Below are 26,094 nucleotides of genomic sequence, written 5' to 3' on the forward strand. Positions count from 1 at the left end.
TAAGTTTTAGTAGTGCTAAAATTAAGCTATTTTAGGTAAAATACACGAACAAAATAAAAAAATAGGTCGATCCTAAAACTGTTGTCGTTTTATTTTACCACTTTCCGTTCGAGAAAATGTAGGTATGAAAACAATCTCTTTCGGAACTTGGTATTTGGTTAAATCTGCCAAAGAAAAATCCAGGCTCCTCTCCTCTCCTTCTACCACTAAAATTAATTTCTGACCTAATAATTCATCTGCTTTTGAGGTAATATAAAAATCAGAATGAATAAACGATTTCAGCTTATTTTCTATTTGTTCTGGAAATAATTTTATTCCACCCGAATTAATCACATTATCCGCTCTACCAATCCAGTTAAATTTTCGTGTATCAATCAATTCAACCACATCATTCGTTACAACTTGCAATCCATCATAAGGCGTATCAATCACCAAACAACCTCGCTCATCTTGTGAAATCTTTACCTCATCAAACGCTTCAAAAACTTGTTCTGCATTAGGATATTTTTGATTCGCAACTTGTTTAAACGCAATATGTGTAATCGTCTCCGTCATTGCATACGTTTCGTAGACTTCGTTCTCAAAAGCAAACAATTCTTGTTTCACTTTCTCCGAAAGAGGCGCTCCTCCGATAATTAACTTCTGACATCTTGAAACAAAATCTAACGAATTTTCAACTTGCATAGGCGTTAACGCAACAAAATCAATCGAGGTAAAATTTTGCGAAATTCCACTATTAATTTCATTCAAAGAAATATGAGAAGTTGGTTGCATACAAATCAATTTCAATCCGATTTCTACTGCACGAACCAACATCAATTTTCCAGCAATATAAGTAACAGGCATCACCAATAAAGCCGAATTTCCTTTCTCTAAATGCAAATGTTTTCCCGTCATATTCGCACTTTTTCGCATATTCTCTTTGGTCAAAATAATCTCTTTCGGAGTTCCAGTAGACCCCGAAGTATGCGCAATCATCACCTCAGAATCAGAAAACCATTCAACCAAAAAATCTTTTATGGATTGTTCAAATTCGTTGGTAACTTCAATAGCGTTGACATCATAGTTAGGTTGAGAAAAATCTAAATACAACATTCTATTTATGATAACTTACACCTGCATTAATTTCGATATCCAACACATTATTCGCTGGCGGAATGGGACAATTGTAATGTTTGCTATATGCACAATATGGATTATACACTTGATTAAAATCCAACGTAATTTCATTGGCTGTTGTACCTAAATCCTTTGTACTCAAATCCAAATAACGTCCACCTCCATAAGACGTCACGCCGTTTGTTTCGTCCATAAAAGGTAAAAACAAACTGTCTGCATATTTCTCCATAATTGGTGAAGATTGATAAACCGTCAGCGTTTGTTCAACATTATCCAACATGAACGTTACCGTTCCGTATTCTTTGTAATTTTTGATTTTTTTCGCAGAAGTAGGAAACGGAATCACCTTTCCATCTTTGATTGGCGTAAATTTCGCTTTCACTATATATTTTTCGCTGATCGGAAAAAATGTAATGCCTTTGAAATTCGTTTTTTCTTCGTCTACCAATGGCGTCGTTTTAAGATCAGTATAAAAAGTCGCCAATTCGGTTTGATATTTTTGAATTGCAACTAAATCAATTGTTTTTTTTGTCGTTTGACAACTCATTAAAACGATTGTTGCAAAAAATGCGATAATTACTTTATTCATGCTAATTTGTTTCGAAATAAATATTCTCCTCTTAATTCTAATCGACTTGGGAAATTGTTTGTAAACAAACCTCCTGTGCCCAATCCTTGTGGCATTTCTGGATATAAAATCGCTGTCCATTGTGCAATAGCATTTAAGCCTATATTACTTTCCAATGCTGATGTTATCCAAAACGGAATTTCGTATGTATCTGCTGCATTAATCCATTCCAACGAACCTCTAATTCCCCCAACCAAACTTGGTTTTAGAATAATATATTGCGGTTTGATTTTTTCTAATAAGTTGAATTTATCTTCTTGATGAACAATTCCGATTAACTCTTCGTCCAATGCGATTGGTGTTGGTGTAGCAGCGCATAACTCTGCCATCAACTCTACTTGTCCAGCTTTGATAGGTTGTTCAATCGAATGTATTTTTAAATCAGCCAATTGTTGCAACACCACTTTTGCTTCCTCAAACGTAAAACCTCCGTTCGCGTCTACTCTTAATTCTAATTGATCTGCAGAAAAATCTTGTCTTAATTGTTGAATAATCTTATGCTCATTTTCCCAATCAACACCGATTTTCAACTTGATACAGTTGAAACCAATCGCTAATTTTTCTTTGATTTGTTCGCGCATAAAATCAATCGAACCCATCCAAATTAAACCATTAGTTTGAATACCTTTATCACCTGTCGAAAAAGCTGATTCATACAAATCAGGATTCAATTTATCTGTATAATTTTCGTTGTAACGATTCGCAAACATACTCTGAAAAGCCTGCTCTACTCCAAACTGAATCGAAGGCCATTCGCGCAATTCACGCCACAATTCATCAACTCCTAAGTCAATATTGTCACAAACCCATTGCAATTTTTCTTCATAATCAGGACGATCATCAAAGCTCAATCCTTTAAACAATCCACATTCACCAACATATTCTTTCCCATCTTCTTCTAATGTAAAAAGATAGGTCAATTTCTCTGTCAAAACACCGCGCGAAGTACCGCTTGGATTTTTGAATTTCAAAATATAAGGTTCAAAACTTGCTTTCATACTTCAAATTTAAACAATGCTTTTTAGAAAAATATTGATTTAAATTAATTTTTCATTAAATCGAAACTCAATCGTTCACAATTTATCAATTAAACTATTTTTTTTTAATCTCATTTTTATTTTATTACTTTATTTCTCAAAGTGATTTCAATAAATAGTTAGTTATGAATACAAAAATACACCTTAAACAATCTTTAATTTTTGGAATAATTGGTCTAATAATAACAATTCCACTAATTGCTATGCAATTTACAAATGAAGTCAACTGGAGTTTATTTGATTTTATTATTGCATTTATTTTACTTTCGGTTATTGGATTAACGATAAACTACATTCTACAACTGACTAACCGTTTACAAAATAAAATCTTTTTCTGCATAATGGTTTTACTCATTGGTTTATTAATATGGACTGAATTAGCTGTCGGAGTTTTCGGTAGTCCAATAGCAGGAAATTAGAATGATTTTTTTATTGAATACTTTTCCATTTATGTCAACCTAAAAAAGATCTGAAATACGTCTAAATTTTAAAATAGAATACTAAAAAGAATTTTAGTGAAAAATTGTCATAACTTTAATTCACAAAAACAGTTAATTATGAAAAGAAGTGAACACATTGTCGTTTTATCAAAGGATCATCATTTTGGATTGCTTTGTAGTTGGAAAATTGAACAAGGTTTCTTTAAAAATATTGCATTAGAACGAATTGCATCTTATGTTGAATATTTTTGGAACAATCATCTTTCTGAGCACTTTAAACATGAAGAAACGATTATTTTTCCCTATTCAAACGAAACATACAACCAACAAATTAAAACCGAACATCAAGAATTAAAGGTTTTAGCACAAAAGATTGCTCAACATCCAGAGAAATCAATAGTAGAAAAATTTGCTCATTTATTAAAAAATCATATTCGATTCGAGGAACGTGAATGGTTTCCTTACTTACAAGAAAATCTTGATGAAAGTGATTTGAAACAAATAGGTAAAAGATTAGAAAACTCGCACACAAAACCATTTGATAATTTTGAAGACGAATTTTGGAAATAATTAGAATTAATAAAACACCTTTTACTCTTTTATTAAAGAAATGATGTATATTTGTAGTGTAAAAGAATTGTAAATGTTATCAAAAACTTGTGAATACGCCGTTAGAGCAGTAATTTATATCGCACAGCAAACCAAAGACGGAAATCGAGTTGGAATAAAAGATGTAGCGAAAGGAATTGATTCTCCTGAATATTTTATTGCAAAAATTTTGCAAGAAATGGTTCGAAAAAATCTTTTACAGTCTACAAAAGGACCAAATGGTGGTTTTCATCTCGATGAAAAATATATGAAAAATTCGTTGGCTGTAATTGTTAGACATTTTGATGGAGATAAAATTTTTAGTGGTTGTGCACTTGGACTAAAACGATGTTCAGAAAAAAATCCTTGTCCTTTGCATCAGCAATTCAAAGAAATACGAAATACTTTAAAGCATTTATTAGAAACAACTACTATCAACCAATTGGTTGAGAAATTAGATTCGCAAGAAGTATTTCTAAAATTAAATTTAGAATAAAATTTACCTTAATAAAAGATAAAAAGGTCTTTTTTATTTCAATTGAAAATAAAAAACTTACTCAAATGAAAAATGATACAATTGATAAAATGTCTGGACATTGGCTCCTTGCTAAAATAGGAAAAAAAGTACTAAGACCTGGAGGAAAAAAGTTGACAAATGAAATGGTTGAATTGTTAGATATCAATACAAATGATGCGATTGTAGAATTTGCTCCTGGGCTTGGTTATACCACTTCTATTGTACTTGACAAACAGCCAACATCATACATTGGAATTGATTTAGACGAAAAAATTATCGAGAATTTAAATCAAAAATTTGATAATCAAAAAGCTGTTTTTCAATTAGGAAATGCTGCTGACACAAGACTTGATGACTGTTCTCAAACTAAAATTTTTGGAGAAGCTATGCTAACGATGCATGCCAATCATCGTAAAAGTGAAATCATAAAAGAAGCTCATCGTGTTCTAAAAAAAGATGGATACTATGCAATTCATGAATTAGCATTAAAACCGAATAATATTTCAGATGAAATCAAAAAGAACATTCAAAAAGAGCTTGCAATTACGATGAATGTTAATGCAAGACCATTAACAGTTGAAGAATGGAAAATTCTTGTAAAAGAAGAAGGTTTCGAAATTATTGAAATTAAAACAGCTGAAATGCGCCTGCTTGAACTTTCAAGATTAATTGATGATGAAGGATTTTCAGGGTTTTTAACTATCATAAAAAATATTGCAACTCAAACAGAAGTGAGAGAAAGAGTAATAAAAATGAAGAAAGTTTTCAAAAAATACGAAGAACATTTGTGTGCTTTTGTCATGATTGCAAAGAAAAAATAATAATGCTGTAAGGCTCAAAAAAAATTTAATTTAATAAAAGATAAAAAGTATTCTATTATGGACATAAAAACAGATTTAATCGGAGAAATGGTCTCAGAAGATTTTAGAACTGCGGCGATTTTCAAAAAACATGGCATTGATTTTTGTTGCCGTGGTGGAAGAACCATCGAAGAAGCCTGTGAAAATAAAACTACAGATGTAAACAAAGTGTATAATGATTTGGAAAATTTACCTTCTCAAACCGAAGCTTCAATTGATTTTAAATCGTGGCCATTGGATTTGCTAAGTGAATATGTTGAAAAAATACATCATGCTTATGTGGAAGAAAAAATACCTGTTTTACTCGCTTTCTTAGACAAATTATGCAAAGTTCATGGTGAAAGACATCCAGTACTTTATGAAATAAACGCTTTATTTAATCAAACAGCTCAAGATTTGAGTGCTCATTTAAAAAAAGAAGAATTAATTCTTTTTCCATTTATCAAAAAAATGACTCATGCAAAGAAAAGAGGAATAGAATTAGAAGTTCCTCATTTTGGTACAGTTGAAAATCCAGTTCACATGATGGAACATGAACATACCGCAGAAGGTGATCGTTTTGCAAGGATTGCAGAACTTACCAATCATTACACTCCACCAGCAGATGCGTGTAACACTTATCGCGTGACCTATGCAATGTTAGAAGAATTCGAGAATGATTTGCATACTCATATTCACATCGAAAACAACATTCTATTTCCAAAATCTATTCAATTAGAAAAAGAACTTAAATAAGTTTATTCACTCCCAATAATCCCCTTATTGGGAGTTTTTGATTCTTTAATTCATTATTATTTAAGATATTTTCACTTATAGTTTTGTAACTTTTTGATGATTGATGCGTCTTATTTGTAAACAACCCTATAAATGAAAAAATATTTTCTTCCAATTATTTGTATTGCATCTGTTCATACTTTTGCTCAACAAGAAATAAAAGGAACTTTTCAATATACCAATCAAGCTCCAATAGCGTTAGCAGATGTAATCATTTTTCAAGGCGAAAAAATTATAGATGAAATTTCTACTGACAAAAATGGGCACTTTACGGTTATTTTAGAAGAAGGAACTTATACGTATAGAATTGAAGAAGCTGGAATTTTACTTCATTCATCCTCTCTCACGATTATGAATCATACGGATTTAGGAATTATTTTAGTTCCTAAAACTGAAAATGTAACCTTAACGGAAGCTGTTGTTACAGGTCAAAAAAAATTAGTTGAAAAGAAAGTAGATCGATTAATTTTCAATGTCGATCAAGCAGAAGGTGCAAAAGGTGGAAATGCCTTAGATGCATTGAAACTTGCGCCACGTATCAAGGTGGAAGAAGCGACAGATGCTATTTCGATTATAGGAAAAGGTTCAGTAAGCGTCATGATTAATGACCGATTAATGCAAATGAGCAGTGAACAATTGTCAAATTATCTAAAAACCATTCGAACAGAAGATATTGAAAAAATTGAAGTCATTACAAATCCTCCAGCCAAATACGATGCGACAGGAAACAGTGGAATCATCAATATTGTATTGAAAAATGCAAAACAAGAAAGTTTGAATGGTTCTATTTCGACTTCATACAACCAGCAAAAATACGGTGGATTCAATTTGAACGGGAATATCAATTACCGAAAAGGAAAATGGACATTAACTTCTAGTATTTACAGTGGATTAGGAAATTGGTATGGTAAAAGTAAAAATACAACTTTATATCCAGATCAAAAATGGACTTCGGACGGAATTAATAAAAATGAGAACAATTATTATGGTGGTCGAATTGGTATTGATTATCAAATCAATGACAACTTAATTACAGGTTTCAATTTAGATATTTCAGATGGTAAAGGAGAAAGTAAAGGAAATTCAGTCATTGATATTTTCGATTTAGTGAACAACAAAACAAATCGTTATATGACGACGAATTGGGATGGTGGAAAATGGAATTGGAATTATCTGGGATTAAATTACCATATCATCAAAAAATTCAAAACCGAAGGTAAAAAGTTAACATTCGATTTTGACTATTCGAATAACGGAAACGATAGCAATAACAAAAATATCAGTAACGAATTTGATCCTAATTGGGCAGAAATCCCTGGTAAATACGAAAATAATTACAGCTTAAATGACGGCTCTTCAAACCGATTCAATGCAAGTATCGATATGGAGCATCCTGTTAATTCGTGGAAAATGAATTATGGAACGCGTTTACGTTGGGCAACAGATGAAGCGGAAAATCAACGATTTTTAAAACTTAATCCGAATGATAATTTCCATGAAGATACCGATTTTGCAAGCAAATACAATTACAAAGAGAATGTCTACGCATTGTATTATTCGGTAGAAAAACAATTGAGTGAAAAGCTGACAGGAAAAGTTGGGGTACGCTATGAGCATGCACAAGTGAAAAGCATTATGGAAGATCCGAAAAATAATTACGAAAAAACTTATGACGGCTTATATCCTACCGCTTATTTGATGTATCAATCATCGGAAAATCATTCGTTTACATTAAACTATAGTCGTCGTGTAGATCGTCCATTTATTTGGTATTTAAATCCAAGAAGAACGAAACAAAATGAGTATAATTATTCAGAAGGAAATCCAAATTTGACACCTTCTAATTCGAATAATTTCGAGTTAGAGCATGCGTATAAAGATTTATTGGTAACAAGTTTGTATTACCGCAATGCGAATGATCTTTTTGAGCAAGTAAGCATCATGGATCCTGATACCAAGATTACACTTTCTAAGCCTTATAATATTGGAAAAACATATAGTATTGGTTTAAGTGAAAACATCAACGTAAAACCTTATAAATGGTGGAAAGTAAATGCTTCGGCAGATGTTTTCTATCGTAAAACAACCAGTAAAATTCCTGAAATGAATTATACATTAGACGGAATGAATGGGGAATTTAGAATTACAAATAATTTAGATTTAAATAAAAAGAAAACACTTTTTGCTAATTACACTTATTCATATTATACAAAAAGTACAGATGGATTAGACAAATTTGGAGATTTTATGCGTCATAACATTGGTATGAGAGCAATGGTATTTAAAAAGAAATTACAAATCTCTGCCAATATCTCTAACCTTTTCGAAAATAAAAATGGAACTTACACAAGTACGTCTAACAACGTAACAAATATGGGAGTTAATCAAGCTTTCAGAATGTATCGTATTGGAATTAGTTACAATTTCGGAAAACAATTTAATATAGAACGCTCAAAATCTAACCAAGAACAAAGCGGCGGAGGCGGTGGAGGAAATGGTTAAAATTTATTCCTGAATGAATAGAACCTGAACAAATCTGTTCAGGTTTTATTTTTTTTATAATGATTATTGATCCAATTCTATCAATAGTTTTTTTAATTTGATATACTTGTGATATATCTTGATATAAAGATATATTTAAAACCTATAAGAAAATGAAAATTATTCAAACAGAAAATATGCCAATTGCAAATGGACACTACTCACAATGTATAGAATAATGGAATTCTATTTCTGGTCAATTACCAATAGATTGCGAAACCAAAAAAATTCTGTTAACAATTTTAGAGCAAACTAACTTAGTTTTTAAAAATATAGAAACGATATTACATGAAGCTAATAGCGATAAAAACCATGTATTTCTGGTGGAAATCTCAATTTAAACACTTTACCTTTTTAGAAATTGTTGTATAAATAATAAACCCCTAAAACATAAATTTCAGGGGTTTTGTATTGCAATACTATTCTGTTAAATCGAATAATTACGATGTCCAAAGATCGAACTCCCAATGCGAACCATTGTACTGCCTTCTTCTATCGCGATTTGATAATCTCCTGACATTCCCATTGATAAAATAGAAATGTTTTGATAAATAGATTTCAATGAATCAAAGTTAGATTTTAAAGAACGGAATTCTTCACGAATTTGACTTTCATCTTCCGTAAACGTTGCCATTCCCATCAATCCAACTACGCGAACATTTGGTAAATGCTGAATTTCTTCTTGCATTATCTGTTGAATTTCTTCTTCATCCAAGCCAAATTTTGTTTCTTCATCTGCTATAAATTGTTGCAACAACACATCAATTACGCGATTATTTTTTTGGGCTTGTTTGTGAATTTCTTTCAACAATTTTAAACTATCAACTCCATGTATCAAATGCACAAAAGGCGCCATATACTTCACTTTGTTGGTTTGCACATGACCAATCATATGCCAACGTATATCCTTTGGAAGAACTTCGTATTTATCGCACATTTCTTGAATCTTGTTTTCACCAAAATCTCGCATTCCAGCCGCATAAGCTTCTTGCAAATCCTCCACAGGTTTTGTCTTAGAAACCGCTACCAATGTCACATGAGCAGGAATTGTAGCTTCGATTGTTTTTAAATTTTCTTGAATACTCATTTTTTATTCTTTCAAATCAAATACAGCAAAACCGCTTAATGGTTTTGGTTCGATATATGTACTTTTTGGTGGCATTTTAAGCCCTAAATCCGCAATCAATTGCAAATCCTTCACATCCACTGGATAAAAAGCAAAAGCTGCAATATAATCGTGATGATCAACTTTATTTTTAAGCGCTTCTACTCCTTCTCTATTGCGCGTACCACATTCGTAATGAATGCGTTTATCCTTTTTAGAATCTTGAATATTTAGAATTGGTTTCATCACATTTTCTTCGAAAATATAAGTATCCAATTCGCTTAAACCTTCGGTTGTCAATAAATTATTTTTGACATATAAACTATAATATTGACCATCTAAATACATCACAATATGATGTTTTTTGGTTGGCACAACTAATTCATCACCTTTCGGAATAATTTCAAAATCAGCTTCTAAAGCAGTTAAAAACGCTTCTGGAGTTAAGCCGTTTAAATCTTTAATTAATCGATTATAATCATTGATAATCAAATCTTCATTCGAAACTAAAAGTGCTAACGTATAATTAAAAGCTTCATCACCATAGACTTCATCTTTCGAATTTTCAACCGCAAATTTTGTGTATCGCTCCGAACTTTCCATACGATGATGTCCATCTGCAATATACAATTCGTCTAATTTTTCGATTGAATCTTTTAATTGTTTTAAATTTAAACGATTATCAACTCTCCACAACAAATGTTGCGTTCCGTTTTCTTCTTCTATTTTCAGAATCGGCTTGCGTTTCATTTCCGTATCAATCAACAAATCTACACGTTGAGCAGGTTTATAGGTCAACAAAACAGGTTCCGCATGGAAATGAGATTCTTTCAAATAATCAGCAAATAATTCCACACGACGCTCCAAAGTTTCTTCGTGCTTTTTTATTTTATTTTGACGATAATCATCAATATTCACCAAGCCTAAAAGTCCTTTTGTTTCGCGTCCATCAGGCTGTATGACTTGATAAATATAAAAAGACGACTTGTCTTGCGTTAATATTTTTTTCGAAATAAAATCCTCAAAATTCTCACGAACTTTTCTGAATTTCTCTTTCGGATCTTGAATCGTTTCGTCCCAAGTTGGCAAAATAATATGCAAAAAAGAGTTTTCTCTGTTATTGATATAATAATCCAATTCTTCTTTCGAATATTGATTAACGGCAAGCGTCACAAATTCTTGAGAAGTTTCTTCTGTAGGTCGAATTCCTTTGAATGGTTTAAATTGAGGCATTTTGAATAGTTTTAGATAGAATGAAACTCAAAATTATTTTCCGTAAATCTCAACGATTTGCGAAGCTAATTCAGTTCCAATTCTGTCCTGCGCTTCATTCGTAGAACCTGCAATATGAGGAGATAATGACAAAGATTCGTTCATCAACAAGCCCATTTCTGGTGTTGGCTCATTCTCAAAAACATCTAAGGCTGCTCCAGCAACTTTTCCGTCTTCAATTGCATCAACCAAAGCACGCTCGTCAACTACTCCACCACGAGCCGTATTAATTACAATCACGCCATCTTTCATTTTTGCAAATTCTTTTTCACCCAAAATATATCCATCTTGTGCTGGAACATGCAGCGAAATGAAATCTGCTTTTGTAATGACTTCATCAAAATCAACAGAAGTGATGGTAAACGTTAATTTTTGACCATCAAAAAATTCTAATTCAATGTCACGTGTTGCTGGGAATTTATCATACACTAAAATATTCATTCCTAAACCAATCGCTTCACGAATCACTTCTACACCGATACGGCCAAAACCGATTACACCCATTGTTTTTCCTCTCAATTCGATTGCTTTTGCGTAAGCTTTTTTCAATCCATTGAAGTTAGAATCTCCTTCTAAAGGCATATTACGATTGGCTTGGTGTAAATTACGAACGATAGAAAACAAATGCGCAATTACAAATTCTGCTACAGATTGAGAAGAAGATGCTGGCGTATTAATCACCTGAATTCCTTTTTCGCGTGCATAAGCAACATCGATATTGTCCATACCAACTCCTCCACGACCGATAATTTTAAGATTTGTCGCATCAATCAAAGGTTGACGAACTTTAGTCGCAGAACGCACTAAAAGTACTTCAACTCCATTTTCGTTGATATAATTTTCTAATTGTTCTTGTGCTACGTGAGCAGTTATTACTTCGAAACCTTTTGCTTCTAAAGCTTCTATTCCTGCCTTAGAAATTCCATCGTTTGCTAATATTTTCATGTTATTATTATAGAATTAAGATGTGAGATTTTAGATGTTAGATAATATATTTCTCAATACTAATATCTAGCATCTAATGTCTGCTGATTAACCAAATTTTTGTTCAAATTGTTTCATTACTTCTACCAAAACTTGAACAGATTCTAATGGTAAAGCATTGTACATAGACGCACGGTATCCACCAACATCACGGTGACCAGCCAAAGAAACAACTCCAGCTTCTTTTAACATTGCATCAAAATCAGCTTTGAAATCTTCGTTATTTAAGACAAAAGTGGCATTCATTTGAGAACGATCTTCTGTTGCAGCAGTTCCTGTAAATAATCCGTTACGATCAATTTCAGCATACATTGCATCTGCTTTTGCAGTATTAATTTTTGCAATCGCTTCTACTCCACCTTGCTCTTTTAACCATTGTAAATTTAACATGACACCGTAAATTGCAATTACTGGCCACGTATTAAACGATGATTCTTTTTTGATATGTGTTTCGTAGTTTAAATAATCGGGAATATTACGTCCCGTTTTACCTAATAAATCTTTTTGAACGATTGCAACAGCAGAACCTGCAGGTCCCATATTTTTTTGGGCTCCAGCATAGATTACACCAAATTTAGAAACATCAATTGTGCGAGATAAAATATCCGAAGACATATCACAAACTATTGGAACTGGAGAATTTGGAAACTCTTTCATTTGTGTTCCAAAAATGGTATTATTTGATGTGCAGTGGAAATAATCAACATCTGAAGGAACAGTATATCCTTTTGGAATATAACTATAATTTTGATCTTTTGAAGAAGCAATAACTTCGATTTCTCCGAAACGCTTCGCTTCTTTGATAGCATTTTCTGCCCATTTTCCTGTTTGTGTATAAGCTGCTTTTCCGCCTTCTTTCAATAAATTGTAAGCTACAGTAGGAAATTGCAATGAAGCTCCACCTTGCATAAAAACTACGTCATGTGTTTCTGGAACATTCATCAATTCTTTTACCAACGCTCTTGCTGTATCAATTACTTCTACCGCATCTTTGCGACGGTGAGAAATTTCTAAGATTGATGTTCCTGAATTGTTGAAATCTAAACAAGCTTGAGCCATTTTGTCGAAAACAACTTGTGGTAAAATGCATGGTCCTGCACTAAAATTGTGAATTTTCATAATTAAAATTGTTGTGTGTTTGTGTGTCTAATTTGTAAACAAATATAGTAAATCAAATATGGAAAAAAGTGAATAATTACTTAACTTTTGAACAGAATACAAACAAAAAACCCTAAACTAATTCAGTTTAGGGTTTTTCTATTATTTGATTGAATATTTATTTTAGTATTGAACAAAATCAACATTCAATTCTTCTGCTTTGCGTTTGTAATATCCGTCAGCTAATTTATCTTTAATCTCAGCAAATGAGTTTAACGTATATTCGATGTGTTCGTCTTCGTGAGCAGCAGTTGGAATAATACGGAAAATAATCATTCCTTTTGGAATAACTGGATAAACTACTACAGAAACGAAAATACCATATTCTTCGCGCATTTCTTTTGCCAATACAGTCGCTTCGATAGGAGAACCATTCAATACGATTGGCGTAACACATGTGTTAGAACCTCCAATATCAAATCCTCTTTCTTCTAATCCTTTCTGAATTTTTTCTACATTGTGCCATAACTTATCTTTAAGCTCTGGTTGAGAACGTAATAACTCAAGACGTTTTAAACCTCCGATTACCATTGGCATTGTCAATGATTTAGCAAAAATTTGAGAACGTAAGTTATATTTTAAAATACGAATAATATCTTTGTTACCTGCAATAAATGCTCCGAAACCTGCCATAGATTTTGCAAAAGTTGAGAAATAGATATCAATCTTATCTTGACAACCTTGCTCCTCTCCGGCTCCAGCTCCAGTTTTACCTAATGTACCAAAACCGTGTGCATCGTCTACTAATAAACGGAATTTGTATTCATCTTTGTAAGCAGCAATCTCTTTCAAAATACCTTGCTTACCAGTCATTCCAAAAACACCTTCTGTAATCACTAGAATTCCGCCTCCTTGTTTATCAGCTAATTTACGAGCACGAGCAATTGTTTTTTCAAAACTTTCGATGTTGTTGTGTTGGTAAATAAAACGTTTACCAAAGTGTAAACGAACTCCATCAACAATACAAGCATGACATTCAGCATCATAAACGATTACATCATTTTTAGATACTAAAGCATCAATTGTAGATACCATACCTTGGTACCCGAAATTCATTAAATAAGCAGATTCTTTTTGAACGAAATCAGCCAATTCTTGCTCTAATTGAGCGTGATAATCTGTTTGACCAGACATTGCACGAGCTCCCATTGGATAAGCCATACCATATTGTGCCGCAGCATCAGCATCTGCTTTACGAACTTCTGGGTGATTAGCTAAACCTAAGTAGTTATTGATTGACCAAGTAATTACTTTTTTACCTTGGAATTCCATTACGGGTCCAATTTCTCCTTTTAACTGTGGAAAAACATAATAACCTTCACCATAATCAGCGAATTGACCTAATGGTCCAGGGTTCTGTTTTAAACGTTCAAAAATGTCCATTTTATTATAGTTTAATTTTTTATTAATTGAAAAAAAGTAGAAAGTGAATGAACACTACCTACTTTAAATATTTAATTTTTACAAATATACGTATTATTTGATTCTTTCGACTGTTGCTCGAGCTTCTAAGCCATTGAGTCTACTATTTGTAAAGCCTTGCTCTGCCATCCAATCATCACTAAAAACTTTTGTCATATAGCGAGATCCGTGGTCTGGATACAAAATTACAACTAAAGAATTTTCGTCAAATTCTCCAGCTTCAGCCAATTGTTTATATGCTTGTGTTGCAGCACCAGAAGTATATCCTGCCATAATTCCTTCTTTCAAAGCAATTTCTCTTGTACGATAAGCAGCTTCTTCGTCTGTCACTTTGATAAAAGAATCAACCATTTCAAAATCTAAAGCTCCAGGAACTAAATTTTTTCCCATTCCTTCGATTCTGTAAGGATAGATATCATTCTGATCAATTTTTCCAGTTTCGTGATAACCTTTCAAAATTGATCCATAAGCATCAACTCCGATGATTTTCACATCTGGGTTTTGCTCTTTTATATAACGTGCACTACCTGTCAAAGTTCCTCCTGTACCTGTACAACCGATTAGGTGAGTAATTTTACCCTCTGTTTTATTCCAGATTTCAGGACCTGTTGTTAAATAGTGAGCTTCTGTATTCCCTTGATTAAAATATTGATTAATATAAAGAGAATTTGGCGTTTCCGCAGCAATACGTTTTGCTACTTCGTAATATGATCTTGGATCATCAGCAGGTACATTCGCAGGGCACAAAAATACTTTTGCTCCCATCGCTTTTAAAAATGAAATCTTTTCTGCCTTTGTTTTATCCGATACCGCTAAGATACATTTGTACCCTTTTACGATAGCCACCATAGCTACAGCAAATCCAGTGTTACCTGAAGTTGTTTCTACAATCGTAGCACCAGGTTTTAATAGACCATTTTTTTCAGCCTCTTCTATAATATGTAAAGCTATTCTGTCTTTTGTTGAATGTCCAGGATTGTAACATTCTAACTTTGCATAAACTTCGCCTGGAATGTCTTGGTTAATTCTGTTTAACTGAACTAATGGAGTATCTCCAATTAACTCTAAAACGTTTTTATATTTACCAGTCATTTCACAAATATTCTTTTCTAACAAAAAGCAAAATTAAGGATTTTTTAATTAATTGTTAAAAGATTAACACGTAAAATTAATCATATTACAATTTTAAACTTAAATTCTTATGATTTACTCGTTATTAAATTAGTTATTATTTAAATTAAAAATATGTTCTAAAATTCTTTTATCAGCAAGTGTAAAAGCAATTTTTCTTCTTTCCATCATTTTTTCTGCAGCTTCACAAGCTTTATCAAAATTAAAAACAGGAGCGTCTGATTGTCCACCCCAACTATAATGTTTAATCATATTTGGTGGAAAACCTGATTGAAAAACGTTCGCACAAACTCCAACAACTGTACCAGTATTAAATTGTGTATTGATTGCAGATTTAGCATAATCGCCCATTATTAAACCACAAAATTGCAAACCTGTTTTTACAAATCTTTTTTGGTTATAACTCCATAACTTTACTTCTGCATAATTATTTTTCAAGTTTGAGTTATTTGTATCCGCGCCTAAATTGCACCATTCTCCAATTACAGAATTCCCTAAAAACCCATCATGTCCTTTATTTGAATATGCTATTAGGATTGAATTATTTAATTCACCACCAACTTTACAAAAAGGACCAATCGTACAACCAGCATATATTTTTGCACCCATATTTATTTTTGCATGCTCGCATAAAGCTAATCCGCCACGAATCATAGAACCTTCCATAATTTCGGCATCTTTTCCAATATAAATTGGACCTTCTGATGCATTCAAAATAGAAAATTCAACTTTCGCACCTTCTTCAATAAATATTTTTTCAGGAGCTAAAACTTGGTTGGTTGTAGATATTGATTGAGAAGTTCTTCCTTTTGTCACCAAATCAAAATCAAATTCAATTGCCTGGAAATTGTAAGTAAACAGATCCCAAGAATGTTGTAGATGAATTACTTCATCTTCAAATTGAATAATATCTGATGTGATTTTTGGAGTTTCTTCAGTTGATTTAACTGCTACAAGTTGATTGTCAAAAATTAGGGTTTGGTTTGGTTTTAAATTCTTTATCGCTTCAATTAATTTTTCATTCGGAAAAAAAGTTGGGTTGATAAATGTATTTTCTGTTTGAAGTTTAGCAGGAAATTTTTCTTGCAAATAAGGTTTCGTTTGATAAGAAACCTCTGTATTTAGTATTTTTTCCCAACGTTCTGCAAAACTCAATATCCCCATTCTTAGGGCAGCTACAGGTCTTGTAAATGTTAGGGGCAAAAAATCTTCCCATTCTTCGCCATCAAAAAGAACTATGTTCATTGATCTATGAATTTGTGCAAATTTAAAAATAATTATTTTATAAGTCGATAATATCAATATAGATTCTATCGACAGCCCTCCTAAAATAAATCATTCAAAATATTTGGTTGATGTAAAAAGGTCGTCGTAATTTTAGGCACATTTTAAAAACATTTTTCATTTTGAAATCAGCTCCGATTCATTTTGGTTCAATCGCATATATATTAGACGATTACCTTGCAAATAACACTTTTTCTTCTATCTTCTTTTTGGTAGATGAGAACACTCATGTGCATTGTTTACCGCTATTATTAGCCGATTTGGACAATATTTCTGCTTACGAAATCCTTGAAATTGACTCTGGAGAAGAAAATAAAAACATCGATACTGTAACTAATCTTTGGTTAGCATTAAGCGAGTTGGGTGCAGATCGTCATTCATTAGTTATTAATGTTGGTGGTGGAGTTTTAACCGATATGGGAGGTTTTATGGCTTCTACTTTCAAGCGTGGAATCAAATTCATCAACATTCCAACTACGTTATTATCGCAAGTTGATGCTTCTGCTGGTGGAAAAAATGGAATTGATTTGGAAGGAATGAAAAACATGATTGGGACATTTACACAGCCAGAAATGGTGTTAGTTGATCCTAAATTTTTGTTGACATTAGAGCAACGTCAAGTAAAATCTGGCTTAGCCGAAATGTTAAAACATGGTTTAATCAAGAACCGTGATCATTGGGATAATTTGGTGCAATTACCTTCGCACGATGCCGAATCTTTAGCTCCTTTTATCATGGATTCTATTCATATCAAAGAAAATGTGGTTGATAATGATCCATATGAAAAAGGTGAACGCAAAATTTTAAATTTTGGTCATACAATAGGTCATGCTATAGAAAGTGAATCTTTAGAAACTGATTTTCCGCTTTTACATGGAGAAGCAATTGTAATCGGAATGATTATTGAGACATTCCTTAGTTATGATCAAGAATTAATTTCTAAAGCTGATGTGGAAGAGGTTTGCGAAAGTTTTTCGTCAATGTATGCATTAAATACAATTGATATGAAAATTTTTCCGAACTTAATGGAATGGATGAAACACGACAAAAAAAATCAAAACAATTCAATCAACTTTAGTTTGATCAACAAGATTGGAAATTGTCGTTATGATGTAGTTTGTACTGAAGAAGAAATCAGACAAGCTTTTGAAAAATATAATCAATGGATTGCCTAAAAAAATATACTTCTTTTTTTGTTGTTGGATTAATAATGAGCCTTATGGCTGCTTGTACATCTCAACACAAGAAAGAAGATGCTAAAGTAGAACAACCTTCAAACACTGTTACGATGAACGAAAAACCTCAATTCAATATCAATAAGTCAAACGAAGAATGGAAAAAAGAACTTTCTTCTGAAGAATATTATGTTTTAAGAGAAGCTGGAACAGAACGTCCTTTTACAGGAAAATTCAACATGCATTTCGAAAACGGAATTTATACATGTAATGCGTGTGGAGAAGAATTGTTTTCTTCTTCTTCTAAGTTTGATGGACATTGTGGTTGGCCAAGTTTTGACAAAGAAATAAAAGAAGGGAAAATTGTAGAACGTGTAGACACTTCGCACGGAATGAAGAGAACAGAAATTCTTTGCGGAAATTGTGGAAGCCATTTAGGACACGTTTTTGATGACGGACCTACAGAAACTGGTTTACGTTATTGTGTGAATTCGCTTTCGTTAGATTTCAAACCTGTAAAATAAAATCAAAAAGCTGTTTCGACAGCTTTTTTAATGCAAAAATACTTTATGAAAATACTTCGTATAATTATCGTTCTTATCTTATTGTTATTAATTTATAACGGTGTTTACAATTACAATTTAATGGTGAATATAAGAACAACCGATCGCCCGATTAATCCATTACGCTACATCTTTTTCGGTTTTTATTTCTTCTTAATTCTATTGAATTTGATTGAATATATTCGAGGAAAATTTACTTACGGATCATTCAAAAAAGTAATCTATTATTTGATTTTCGCTGGATATTTAGCGTGTATTTTCATGTTCAAATACAACGATTATCATATTCCAGGCTTACCACTTTTGGGTTATTTCACATTGGTCGGAACTACCTTATTTATGTTGAGTCAAATCATCAAAAACAAACCACCATACAAACGCGTAAAAAAATAATTTTTCGTAATGAGTTTGGTTTTGGATAGAATTACCTTCAAACAAATTAATCAATTAGCGATTCCTACTATTTTTTCGGGGATTGCCGAATCTCTTATTACCTTAACCGATATTGCGATGGTGGGTAATGTAAAAGAATATTCGGTCGAAGCACTTGCTGCGACTGGTTTAGTTGGTTCTTTTCTTTCAGGAATTATCTGGATTGTTGCCCAAACCAAAACCTCTATTTCGTCTTTGGTTTCGCAAAGTTTTGGAGCAAATAAATTGGAAAGTCTCAAAACTTTAGTTCCGCAAGCGTTGTATTTCAATCTATTTTTGAGTTTACTTATCTTTATACCAACGTATTTTTTTGCACAAAATCTATTCGAACTATACAATGCAAAAGATTTGGTTCTTCAATTTTCGGTCGATTATTACAAAATCAGAGCATTTGGTTTTCCATTAACACTTATTTCGCTCACTCTTTTTGGAGCATTTAGAGGAATGCAAAACACCGTTTGGGCAATGAAATGTAGTTTAACAGCTGCTTTTGTTCATGTGTTTTTAGACTATATTTTAATTTTTGGAGTAAATGGAATAATTCCTGCTTATCATATCAAAGGCGCTGCCTATGCAAGTCTTATTGCACAATTGATAATGGTAATTATGGCGTTTTACTACTATTTCACGAAAACTTCATTTGGGTTAAATCCAGGAAAAACCATTCATCCACTTTTTAAGAAATATGTCAACTTAAGTTTCAATTTTATTTTACGAACAGCTTCGTTGAATGTTGCATTTTTTCTTGCCAATTCTTACGCCACCGATTATGGAAAAGATTATATCGCCGCGCAAAGTATTTTGATGAATATTTGGTTATTCTTTTCATTTTTTATTGATGGTTATGCAGGTGCAGGAAATGCTATGGCAGGACGATTACAAGGCGAACGAAATTATCCTAAACTTTGGATTTTAAGCAAAGATATTTCCAAATATTCTGTTTTAATTGCGTGTATTTTAATTACTATTTGTTTCATTTTTTACAATCAAATTGGGCAAATTTTCAATCAAGACCCGAATGTTTTGACTATTTTCAACTCTGTATTTTGGATGGTTTTATTAATGCAACCAATCAACACATTGGCTTATATTTTTGATGGTTTTTTCAAAGGAATGGGCGATGCAAAACTCTTGCGAAACAACTTAATTGTCGCAACATTTCTTGGTTTTCTACCAACCATTTATCTTGCAGATTACTTTGGTTTAAGTATTTATGGAATTTGGATTGCATTTGGCATTTGGATGTTTTTACGCAGTTTTCCGTTGATATATATTTTTAGAAAACGAGTTTTGAATCAATAAAAAAAGTCGCACAAGAGCGACTTTTACAATTTATCTAAATTCTATTTTTCTTAAGGTGTAGAAATAGAAGCTTGTTGAATTTTTCCGTTGAAATAAATTTTAGAAAAACGAGTTCTATCAAGCTAAAATTATTTAATATTAAACTGTAAATCTCTCTCGATAGAGTTATTAAGTTTCTTTAATTCTTCTTTCTTTTTAAGTTTTTTTTCTTGATCAATCTTTGCATTTTCTCCCGTTTTTGCAGTGATAACTTCTGGATTTTCTTTATAATCTTTGATATATTTTACAAATTCAGATTTTTGCGAATTAATCTTATTAAAATCCTTATAAATCGGATATTCAACATCATCTTCGTTTTCTTTTATACTAATTGGCTCAAAATGAAAGTAACCTTTAGAATCTTTTATATCCAAAATTAAACCTGGTAATCCATGAAATTTGTAAGGCCCATAAGACACAGGAATATCTTCTGTATACCAAGCTTCCCAAGTTCTATCAAATAAATTTGTTGTAGCTTTTTTTACTTTATAATTATTGATTTTCTTTTCTTCATTTAATAATTTCCATGAAATTTCTGGTACATTGTCTTCAAAACTATAATTTAGACGATTAACCGAAGATTTGATATAATAAAGATTAGAATCATTTCTAAAATATAATCTCAAATCATTATTTGGAGACGTTTTCATCTGCAAAAGATCATTTATACTAATCTTATTTTTAATTAAATCTGCAATATTTCCATCTGTTGTATCAGCAATAAACAAATCATTAGATAAAAATGTATAGCCCAACTTATTTGTATGGAGAATCATTTCATCAACTTTTATATCTGACTTATTTAAAGAATCTGGAATAAAATTGAAATTATATTTGACTAAATAATTAGAAGGTTTTTTGCAGCTAAAAACCGTAGCTATTAAAGCTATCATCGCGATTAAATATCTCATAAAATGTTAATTTATTACAAGATATAAAAAAAGTCGCACAAGAGCGACTTTTACAATTTATCTAAAGTCTATTTTTCTTAAGGTGTAGAAATAGAAGCTTGTTGAATTTTTCCGTTGAAATATTTCCAACCATTCAATCCAAAATCTACCAAATATTCGGCCATTTCATCTGGTTGTAAAGGCGCAATATATCCCGGAAACGCTTCTTCTAACATTTCTGTTTGTACCGCTCCCAAAGCTACTGCATTTATTCTTGGTCCAAGTTCATTCAACTCCTCTGCTAACAATTCAGTCAAATTAACCGTTGCAGATTTTGAAGACGAATAAACAGACAAACCAGGAAATTTCACTGAACCTTGTACAGCTCCCATTGTCGAAATATTAACTACATGAGAAGATGTATCAAATTTTGGCATCAAAACTTGTATCAAGCGATAAGGTGCCATAAAATTAATCTGCCAAGAAGTTAACAAATCCTCTTGTTGAATTTCTATAAATGGTTTGTTGATACAAACTCCTGCATTATTGTACAAAACATCTACTTTATTCCAAGATTCCACAGCTTTCAAAACTTCTGAAATCTCATCAAAATTAGACAAATCAACATCGATAAACTGATATTGATTTTCTTTTGCAAACGCCGTTAATTCCTTCAATTTATCTACATTTCGAGAGACTGTCAACACTCGGTTTCCTAATTCCAAATGTTGTTTTGTCAATTCAAAACCAATTCCTCTACTCGCTCCCGTTACAATTATATTTTTCATAGTGTTGTACAAAATTTACAATTTCTTCTATCGTTTCAAACTTTATTCCTTCAAAGATGATGTTATTTTCTGTGATTTCAATATGATTTTCCGCATTATTTTCAACAGAAATTCCATTCCGAATTAAGGCATTTTTTACCCAAAAAGCCAATTCCGAATTTCCTTTTACACCAATCGTTTTAGAAAATGATTTTTGTGTCGAAAAGCGATTATTTTTTTCATCATATATCAGGTTTTGATTGGATAACTTCTGAATAATTTGATGTTCAAAAGCCATTTGTTCTGGAATATTTTCGAAAAGATTTCCATTTTCAATCCACCAAATTTTATCCGCTTTCTCTAAAGCAAAATCAACTTCGTGTGTGATCATTAGAAATGATTTATTCGTTTTCGATTTTAATTCATTCAGTAAATTGAAAATTCGATATTGATTCGCTAAATCTAAATTAGAAGTCGGTTCATCCAAAATCACCAATTTCGCATCTTGACACAATGCACGCGCAATCATCACCAATTGCAATTGACCTTCACTAATTTCATTTGCAAATTGATTTGCTAAATTTGTAATTCCGACCAATTCTAATACCTCATCAATTAAGTTTTGTTCTTCCTCAGAAATCTTTTTCAAAACCTTGTTATAAGGCAAACGTCCCATCGCAACCAATTCCGAAACTTTAATCTTTGGAACAATTGACAAACGTGGTAAAACAACCGCAATTTGCTGTGCTATTTCTTGAGAAGATAATTTTTTGATTGAATTATTTTCTAAATAAATTTCTCCATTCAACGTTTTCTGAAAGCCTAAAATTGAATTAATCAACGTTGATTTTCCTGCACCATTTTTTCCTAAAACAGCAACTAATTCATTCGAATTTATAGTCGCATTTATAGCTAAAACAATTTCTTTAGAACCATATCCAACTGAAACATTTTCTAATTTCAAAATGGTATTTTTCATCGAACTTCGTTTTTATTATTCAACAAAATACTAATGACAATTGGCGCACCAAACAACGCTGTAATAATATTAATCGGTAAAGTTCCAAACGGAAAAACTTCTGTCAAAATCGAAAATAACAGCATAAAAAATATACCCGATACGAAAATCCATCGGTACAAAATTTTCATATCACCTGTTCGTAATAATGTTCTGCAAATATGTGGAACTGCCAATCCTATAAAGCTAATTGGTCCTGCAAAAGCCGTAGCTGACGCCGTTAATAATGCTGTCGAAACTAAAATCGTAAAACGTAATTTTTTGATATTAATTCCTAATGATTGTGCATATTTTTCGCCCAATAACAAGGCTGTAATTCCACGTAAAGCAAATAATGAAATGATGATTCCACTCAAAACAAATAAACCAAAAACGCTTAATTGTTCCCAAGACAATCCGCTTAATGAGCCAAATCCCCAAACTAAATACGCTTTTATTTTATCGGAAGGAGCAAAATATTGCATCATGCCTATTAATGCGCCTGCTAAACCTGCAATCATAAATCCTATAATCACCAAAGATGCCGATGATTTGACACGAAATGATAATGAAATAACCAAAAACAACGCAACAATTGCGCCCAAAAATGAAGCTATAATTGTAAACCAAGGATTATTAAGAAATTCTTCTAAACCAATCATCGAAAAAAGAAAAATCACAATCGCAACGCCTAAACTTGCCATCGAAGTTATTCCCAAAACAGAAGGTTCTGCCAACGGATTTTTGAATAATTCTTGCATTAAAAAACCTGAAATTGGCAACGAAATTCCGACCAATAAAGCAGTTAATGATTTTGGTAAACGAAAATTAAGAACAAGATTATGCAACATTTCGTCTGAGTGACCAGAAAACACATTAAAAATTTCGATGAAAGAAATCGAGACTTTTCCAACACTTAAACTCAAAACAAAAAGTAAAAGTGTTAGAATTATTAAAACAAAAAATAGTGGTTTTTCTTTCATCAAGACAAAGATAGAAATTCTAATAATTTCTTAAAGTTTAATTGTGAATTGGTTTTTATTGAAAATTAATGATTAGTTTCGTTCCATGAATTTTAGAAGTTTCGTTTTAATCATCTCTTCAATTTTTGTGCTACTTACACCATGTAGCATTAAAGCTTCTATTCATACGATTTTGGACGTAGAAAATGTTCATCAAACGAAAACTTCTCAAGTCAAAATTAATCAAAATCATTCGAATTCATGTTCGGTTGTCAAGTTTGAAACGATTAAAAAATCGACAAAAAATCTTGATGTTCCGAATTTTGATTTACCAGATTCATCTATTCATTTCATTGGGTTAGCACGTTCTTCATTAATCGAAGAAGATATTGATTCGAATGAAATTCAATCACCAAAAATACCTTTTTATCTGTTGTATAAGCAATTGAAGTATTCGTTGATGTCTTAATTTTCCTTAATTAATTTAGACAACAATATTCAATCACTTATATAAAAATTCATGCAAAATAAATCTGTTTTATCAATGGGTAATGCTGTATTGGCGTTACGTTTAGTCATTGGTTGGACGTACTTTTCTGCCTTTTGGAGGCGTTTAATTTTAGAAAATAAACTCGATCCAGAAGCTGCGGGTTATATTGGCGAAAAATTCAATCATTTTTTACCAAATGCCCTTTTCATCAAACCACTTATTCAATATTTAGTCGAAAATCCTGAAGCGTTGCTTTGGAATATGTGGATTTTCACAATTGTAGAAGGCGTTGTAGGCTTACTCTTAATGCTTGGTTACAAAACACGAATCATGAGTATAGCCGTTTTCTTTTTGGCAATAGGAATTTTACTTGGTTCCGGCTGGATTGGTACAACTTGTCTGGATGAATGGCAAATTGGTGTTTTAGGATTAGCTGGAGGTTTTACGCTATTTCAGGCTGGTTCAGGAAAAATTTCGTTGGATTATTTTTTCAATAAAAATCAATTTATTCAACAAGAAAATAATTGGAATTCAATTTCAATCAAAAAGTATAGACCTTATTTTGTAGGTTTTAGTTTTTTTATTTTATTCGTTACTTTGTTTACAAATCAGGTTTTTCATGGTGGAGTTTACGGGACTTTACACAATAAATCTGTCAAACCAAAAGTGGAAATATCTAATTTGAAACAATATCAAAACAAGGTTTCATTTGATGTAATGCGAATAGAAGGCGCTGATGTTTATGGCTCTTTTTTAATCCAAATTGATTTTCATAATCATCAAAATGAAATAATTGAAAGTTTGGATATGCAAGAGTTATCTAATTTGGACAAACAACAAATTTCGAATTATTATGTATCAAAAGTTACACCGCACAAACACAGTTTGGTGTTACCTTTGGGAGCGAAAGCAAATCTGAATTTTGATATTTCAGACAAAATTCACAAAGTAGTTTTAACCGATATAAGCGGATTACAATGGGAACAAACAATAACAAATTTATAGCAATGTTAAAAAGAAATTATTCAACAATTATCATAGGTGCGCTGGCTTTGGTCTTACTTTTTGTGCCAGAAGCTAAAGCAATGATGCAACAAGGTTTAATGAAATTAGGCTTATTTGAACCGAAATTAGAAAAAATTGAACCAACAACTCAACCAAAATCTGAAGCAAATTATACGTTCGAAATGGTGTATGCTGACGGAAAAGCAATCAACATGGAGGATTTAAAAGGTAAAGTTGTTTTCATGAATTTTTGGGCAACTTGGTGTCCGCCTTGTATCGCGGAAATGCCATCAATTCAAAAACTTTATGATAAAGTAAAAGATGATAACGAAATCGTTATTTTGACGGTTGAAGTAGAAGGAAAACGTGATAAAGTAGCAAAATTTATGGAACGTAAAAATTTATCGTTGCCTGTAGTTTATCCAAATTCATCTATTCCTACTGAGTTTTTTAATGGTTCGTTACCAACAACAGTTATTTTAGACAAGAAAGGAAATATTGCACATACAACAATGGGAATGGCGGATTATTCTGGACAAGATATTGTTGATTTCTTAAATGAACTGAAAGCGATGGATTAATCATTCAACATCTGTAACGTCCTGAAAAAAT

The 26,094-nt window shown here is 32.0% G+C and carries 28 protein-coding genes; 14 read left to right on the top strand and 14 right to left on the bottom strand.

Features of this window, described 5'->3' with window-relative positions; all coding sequences use genetic code 11:
• Positions 1 to 72: 72 nt before the first annotated feature.
• From B4E59_RS02020 to B4E59_RS02030, 3 genes are read right to left on the bottom strand one after another with little or no spacing between them, the layout of a single operon-like run.
• Positions 73 to 1,095 carry an AMP-binding protein gene (locus B4E59_RS02020; protein WP_291051075.1) on the bottom strand — a complete coding sequence of 341 codons (1,023 nt, stop codon included), beginning with the start codon at positions 1,093 to 1,095 and terminating at the stop codon, positions 73 to 75.
• 1 nt (position 1,096) lies between these two features.
• A complete protein-coding gene (locus B4E59_RS02025) occupies positions 1,097 to 1,708 on the bottom strand; it encodes a DUF1684 domain-containing protein (protein WP_221855293.1) in 612 nt (203 codons plus the stop codon).
• The gene (locus tag B4E59_RS02030) at positions 1,705 to 2,745 is read right to left on the bottom strand and encodes an o-succinylbenzoate synthase (RefSeq protein ID WP_221855291.1); all 1,041 of its coding nucleotides are present in this window, start codon (positions 2,743 to 2,745) and stop codon (positions 1,705 to 1,707) included. The genes B4E59_RS02025 and B4E59_RS02030 overlap by 4 nt, the downstream gene beginning before the upstream one ends.
• A gap of 164 nt (positions 2,746 to 2,909) precedes the next feature.
• Between B4E59_RS02030 and B4E59_RS02035 the strand changes: the two genes are divergently transcribed.
• The 7 genes from B4E59_RS02035 (at position 2,910) to B4E59_RS14615 (ending at position 8,845) form a co-directional block, all read left to right on the top strand.
• On the top strand, positions 2,910 to 3,203 hold the full coding sequence (locus B4E59_RS02035; protein ID WP_291051080.1) for a hypothetical protein: 294 nt from the start codon (positions 2,910 to 2,912) through the stop codon (positions 3,201 to 3,203).
• Between the two features lie 138 nt (positions 3,204 to 3,341).
• Positions 3,342 to 3,794 carry a hemerythrin domain-containing protein gene (locus B4E59_RS02040; RefSeq protein ID WP_038337008.1) on the top strand — a complete coding sequence of 151 codons (453 nt, stop codon included), beginning with the start codon at positions 3,342 to 3,344 and terminating at the stop codon, positions 3,792 to 3,794.
• A gap of 73 nt (positions 3,795 to 3,867) precedes the next feature.
• Positions 3,868 to 4,308, top strand: coding sequence for an RrF2 family transcriptional regulator (locus tag B4E59_RS02045; RefSeq protein WP_038337007.1), 441 nt, complete (start codon positions 3,868 to 3,870; stop codon positions 4,306 to 4,308).
• A gap of 65 nt (positions 4,309 to 4,373) precedes the next feature.
• Entirely contained in the window at positions 4,374 to 5,150 is a 777-nt protein-coding gene (locus B4E59_RS02050; RefSeq protein ID WP_291051084.1) for a class I SAM-dependent methyltransferase, read from the top strand.
• A gap of 57 nt (positions 5,151 to 5,207) precedes the next feature.
• Positions 5,208 to 5,924: an iron-sulfur cluster repair di-iron protein gene (gene ric, locus B4E59_RS02055; protein WP_038337005.1), complete on the top strand. Its 717-nt coding sequence runs from the start codon at positions 5,208 to 5,210 to the stop codon at positions 5,922 to 5,924.
• 132 nt (positions 5,925 to 6,056) lie between these two features.
• Positions 6,057 to 8,465 (top strand): TonB-dependent receptor domain-containing protein, encoded by a 2,409-nt coding sequence (locus B4E59_RS02060; protein ID WP_291051087.1) that lies wholly within the window; start codon positions 6,057 to 6,059, stop codon positions 8,463 to 8,465.
• A gap of 227 nt (positions 8,466 to 8,692) precedes the next feature.
• Positions 8,693 to 8,845: a RidA family protein gene (locus B4E59_RS14615; protein ID WP_084106958.1), complete on the top strand. Its 153-nt coding sequence runs from the start codon at positions 8,693 to 8,695 to the stop codon at positions 8,843 to 8,845.
• A gap of 86 nt (positions 8,846 to 8,931) precedes the next feature.
• Here the strand turns inward: B4E59_RS14615 and B4E59_RS02065 are convergent, their stop codons facing one another.
• The 7 genes from B4E59_RS02065 to B4E59_RS02095 all read right to left on the bottom strand — a co-directional run bounded on the left by B4E59_RS02065 (position 8,932) and on the right by B4E59_RS02095 (position 16,821).
• Positions 8,932 to 9,591, bottom strand: a complete 660-nt coding sequence (locus B4E59_RS02065) for a YggS family pyridoxal phosphate-dependent enzyme (RefSeq protein ID WP_114999389.1) — start codon at positions 9,589 to 9,591, stop codon at positions 8,932 to 8,934.
• A gap of 3 nt (positions 9,592 to 9,594) precedes the next feature.
• Entirely contained in the window at positions 9,595 to 10,842 is a 1,248-nt protein-coding gene (locus tag B4E59_RS02070) for a DUF1015 domain-containing protein (RefSeq protein ID WP_125350117.1), read from the bottom strand.
• A gap of 33 nt (positions 10,843 to 10,875) precedes the next feature.
• A complete protein-coding gene (locus tag B4E59_RS02075) occupies positions 10,876 to 11,826 on the bottom strand; it encodes a D-2-hydroxyacid dehydrogenase (RefSeq protein ID WP_114999386.1) in 951 nt (316 codons plus the stop codon).
• A gap of 87 nt (positions 11,827 to 11,913) precedes the next feature.
• Positions 11,914 to 12,984 (bottom strand): 3-phosphoserine/phosphohydroxythreonine transaminase, encoded by a 1,071-nt coding sequence (serC, locus tag B4E59_RS02080; protein WP_038337000.1) that lies wholly within the window; start codon positions 12,982 to 12,984, stop codon positions 11,914 to 11,916.
• 162 nt (positions 12,985 to 13,146) lie between these two features.
• The gene (locus tag B4E59_RS02085) at positions 13,147 to 14,406 is read right to left on the bottom strand and encodes an aminotransferase class I/II-fold pyridoxal phosphate-dependent enzyme (RefSeq protein WP_221855281.1); all 1,260 of its coding nucleotides are present in this window, start codon (positions 14,404 to 14,406) and stop codon (positions 13,147 to 13,149) included.
• 93 nt (positions 14,407 to 14,499) lie between these two features.
• On the bottom strand, positions 14,500 to 15,537 hold the full coding sequence (locus B4E59_RS02090; protein ID WP_219034446.1) for a PLP-dependent cysteine synthase family protein: 1,038 nt from the start codon (positions 15,535 to 15,537) through the stop codon (positions 14,500 to 14,502).
• Positions 15,538 to 15,666: 129 nt separating this feature from the next.
• The gene (locus B4E59_RS02095) at positions 15,667 to 16,821 is read right to left on the bottom strand and encodes a GlmU family protein (RefSeq protein WP_038336997.1); all 1,155 of its coding nucleotides are present in this window, start codon (positions 16,819 to 16,821) and stop codon (positions 15,667 to 15,669) included.
• 161 nt (positions 16,822 to 16,982) lie between these two features.
• Between B4E59_RS02095 and aroB the strand changes: the two genes are divergently transcribed.
• The 4 genes from aroB to B4E59_RS02115 are packed head-to-tail and all read left to right on the top strand — an operon-like array spanning position 16,983 to position 20,332.
• The gene (aroB, locus tag B4E59_RS02100) at positions 16,983 to 18,035 is read left to right on the top strand and encodes a 3-dehydroquinate synthase (RefSeq protein WP_114999381.1); all 1,053 of its coding nucleotides are present in this window, start codon (positions 16,983 to 16,985) and stop codon (positions 18,033 to 18,035) included.
• Positions 18,023 to 18,559 (top strand): peptide-methionine (R)-S-oxide reductase MsrB, encoded by a 537-nt coding sequence (gene msrB, locus B4E59_RS02105; protein ID WP_125350119.1) that lies wholly within the window; start codon positions 18,023 to 18,025, stop codon positions 18,557 to 18,559. The genes aroB and msrB overlap by 13 nt, the downstream gene beginning before the upstream one ends.
• Positions 18,560 to 18,604: 45 nt before the next feature.
• Positions 18,605 to 18,991, top strand: a complete 387-nt coding sequence (locus tag B4E59_RS02110; RefSeq protein ID WP_147279964.1) for a hypothetical protein — start codon at positions 18,605 to 18,607, stop codon at positions 18,989 to 18,991.
• A gap of 9 nt (positions 18,992 to 19,000) precedes the next feature.
• Positions 19,001 to 20,332: an MATE family efflux transporter gene (locus B4E59_RS02115; RefSeq protein ID WP_291047454.1), complete on the top strand. Its 1,332-nt coding sequence runs from the start codon at positions 19,001 to 19,003 to the stop codon at positions 20,330 to 20,332.
• 128 nt (positions 20,333 to 20,460) lie between these two features.
• Here B4E59_RS02115 and B4E59_RS02120 read toward each other — a convergent pair whose 3' ends face one another.
• The 4 genes from B4E59_RS02120 to B4E59_RS02135 all read right to left on the bottom strand — a co-directional run bounded on the left by B4E59_RS02120 (position 20,461) and on the right by B4E59_RS02135 (position 24,008).
• Entirely contained in the window at positions 20,461 to 21,282 is an 822-nt protein-coding gene (locus B4E59_RS02120; protein ID WP_291047451.1) for a GLPGLI family protein, read from the bottom strand.
• 77 nt (positions 21,283 to 21,359) lie between these two features.
• Positions 21,360 to 22,049 (bottom strand): SDR family NAD(P)-dependent oxidoreductase, encoded by a 690-nt coding sequence (locus tag B4E59_RS02125; RefSeq protein ID WP_291047449.1) that lies wholly within the window; start codon positions 22,047 to 22,049, stop codon positions 21,360 to 21,362.
• Positions 22,018 to 23,007 (bottom strand): ABC transporter ATP-binding protein, encoded by a 990-nt coding sequence (locus B4E59_RS02130; protein WP_291051091.1) that lies wholly within the window; start codon positions 23,005 to 23,007, stop codon positions 22,018 to 22,020. Before B4E59_RS02130 ends, B4E59_RS02125 begins: the two co-directional genes overlap by 32 nt.
• A complete protein-coding gene (locus B4E59_RS02135) occupies positions 23,004 to 24,008 on the bottom strand; it encodes a FecCD family ABC transporter permease (protein ID WP_291051094.1) in 1,005 nt (334 codons plus the stop codon). Before B4E59_RS02135 ends, B4E59_RS02130 begins: the two co-directional genes overlap by 4 nt.
• Before the next feature lie 85 nt (positions 24,009 to 24,093).
• Here B4E59_RS02135 and B4E59_RS02140 point away from each other — a divergent pair, with 85 nt between their 5' ends.
• Genes B4E59_RS02140 through B4E59_RS02150 form a run of 3 tightly spaced genes read left to right on the top strand, consistent with a single transcriptional unit; the run spans position 24,094 to position 26,063 of the window.
• A complete protein-coding gene (locus B4E59_RS02140) occupies positions 24,094 to 24,456 on the top strand; it encodes a hypothetical protein (protein WP_180906144.1) in 363 nt (120 codons plus the stop codon).
• 51 nt (positions 24,457 to 24,507) lie between these two features.
• The gene (locus tag B4E59_RS02145) at positions 24,508 to 25,482 is read left to right on the top strand and encodes a TQO small subunit DoxD (RefSeq protein WP_291047443.1); all 975 of its coding nucleotides are present in this window, start codon (positions 24,508 to 24,510) and stop codon (positions 25,480 to 25,482) included.
• Positions 25,483 to 25,484: 2 nt separating this feature from the next.
• Complete coding sequence (locus B4E59_RS02150; protein ID WP_291051097.1) at positions 25,485 to 26,063, top strand: TlpA family protein disulfide reductase; 579 nt, start codon at positions 25,485 to 25,487, stop codon at positions 26,061 to 26,063.
• Positions 26,064 to 26,094 lie beyond the last annotated feature (31 nt).

Source organism: Empedobacter sp. UBA2044 (assembly GCF_002333005.1).
In the GTDB taxonomy this organism is placed as follows: domain Bacteria; phylum Bacteroidota; class Bacteroidia; order Flavobacteriales; family Weeksellaceae; genus Empedobacter; species Empedobacter falsenii_B.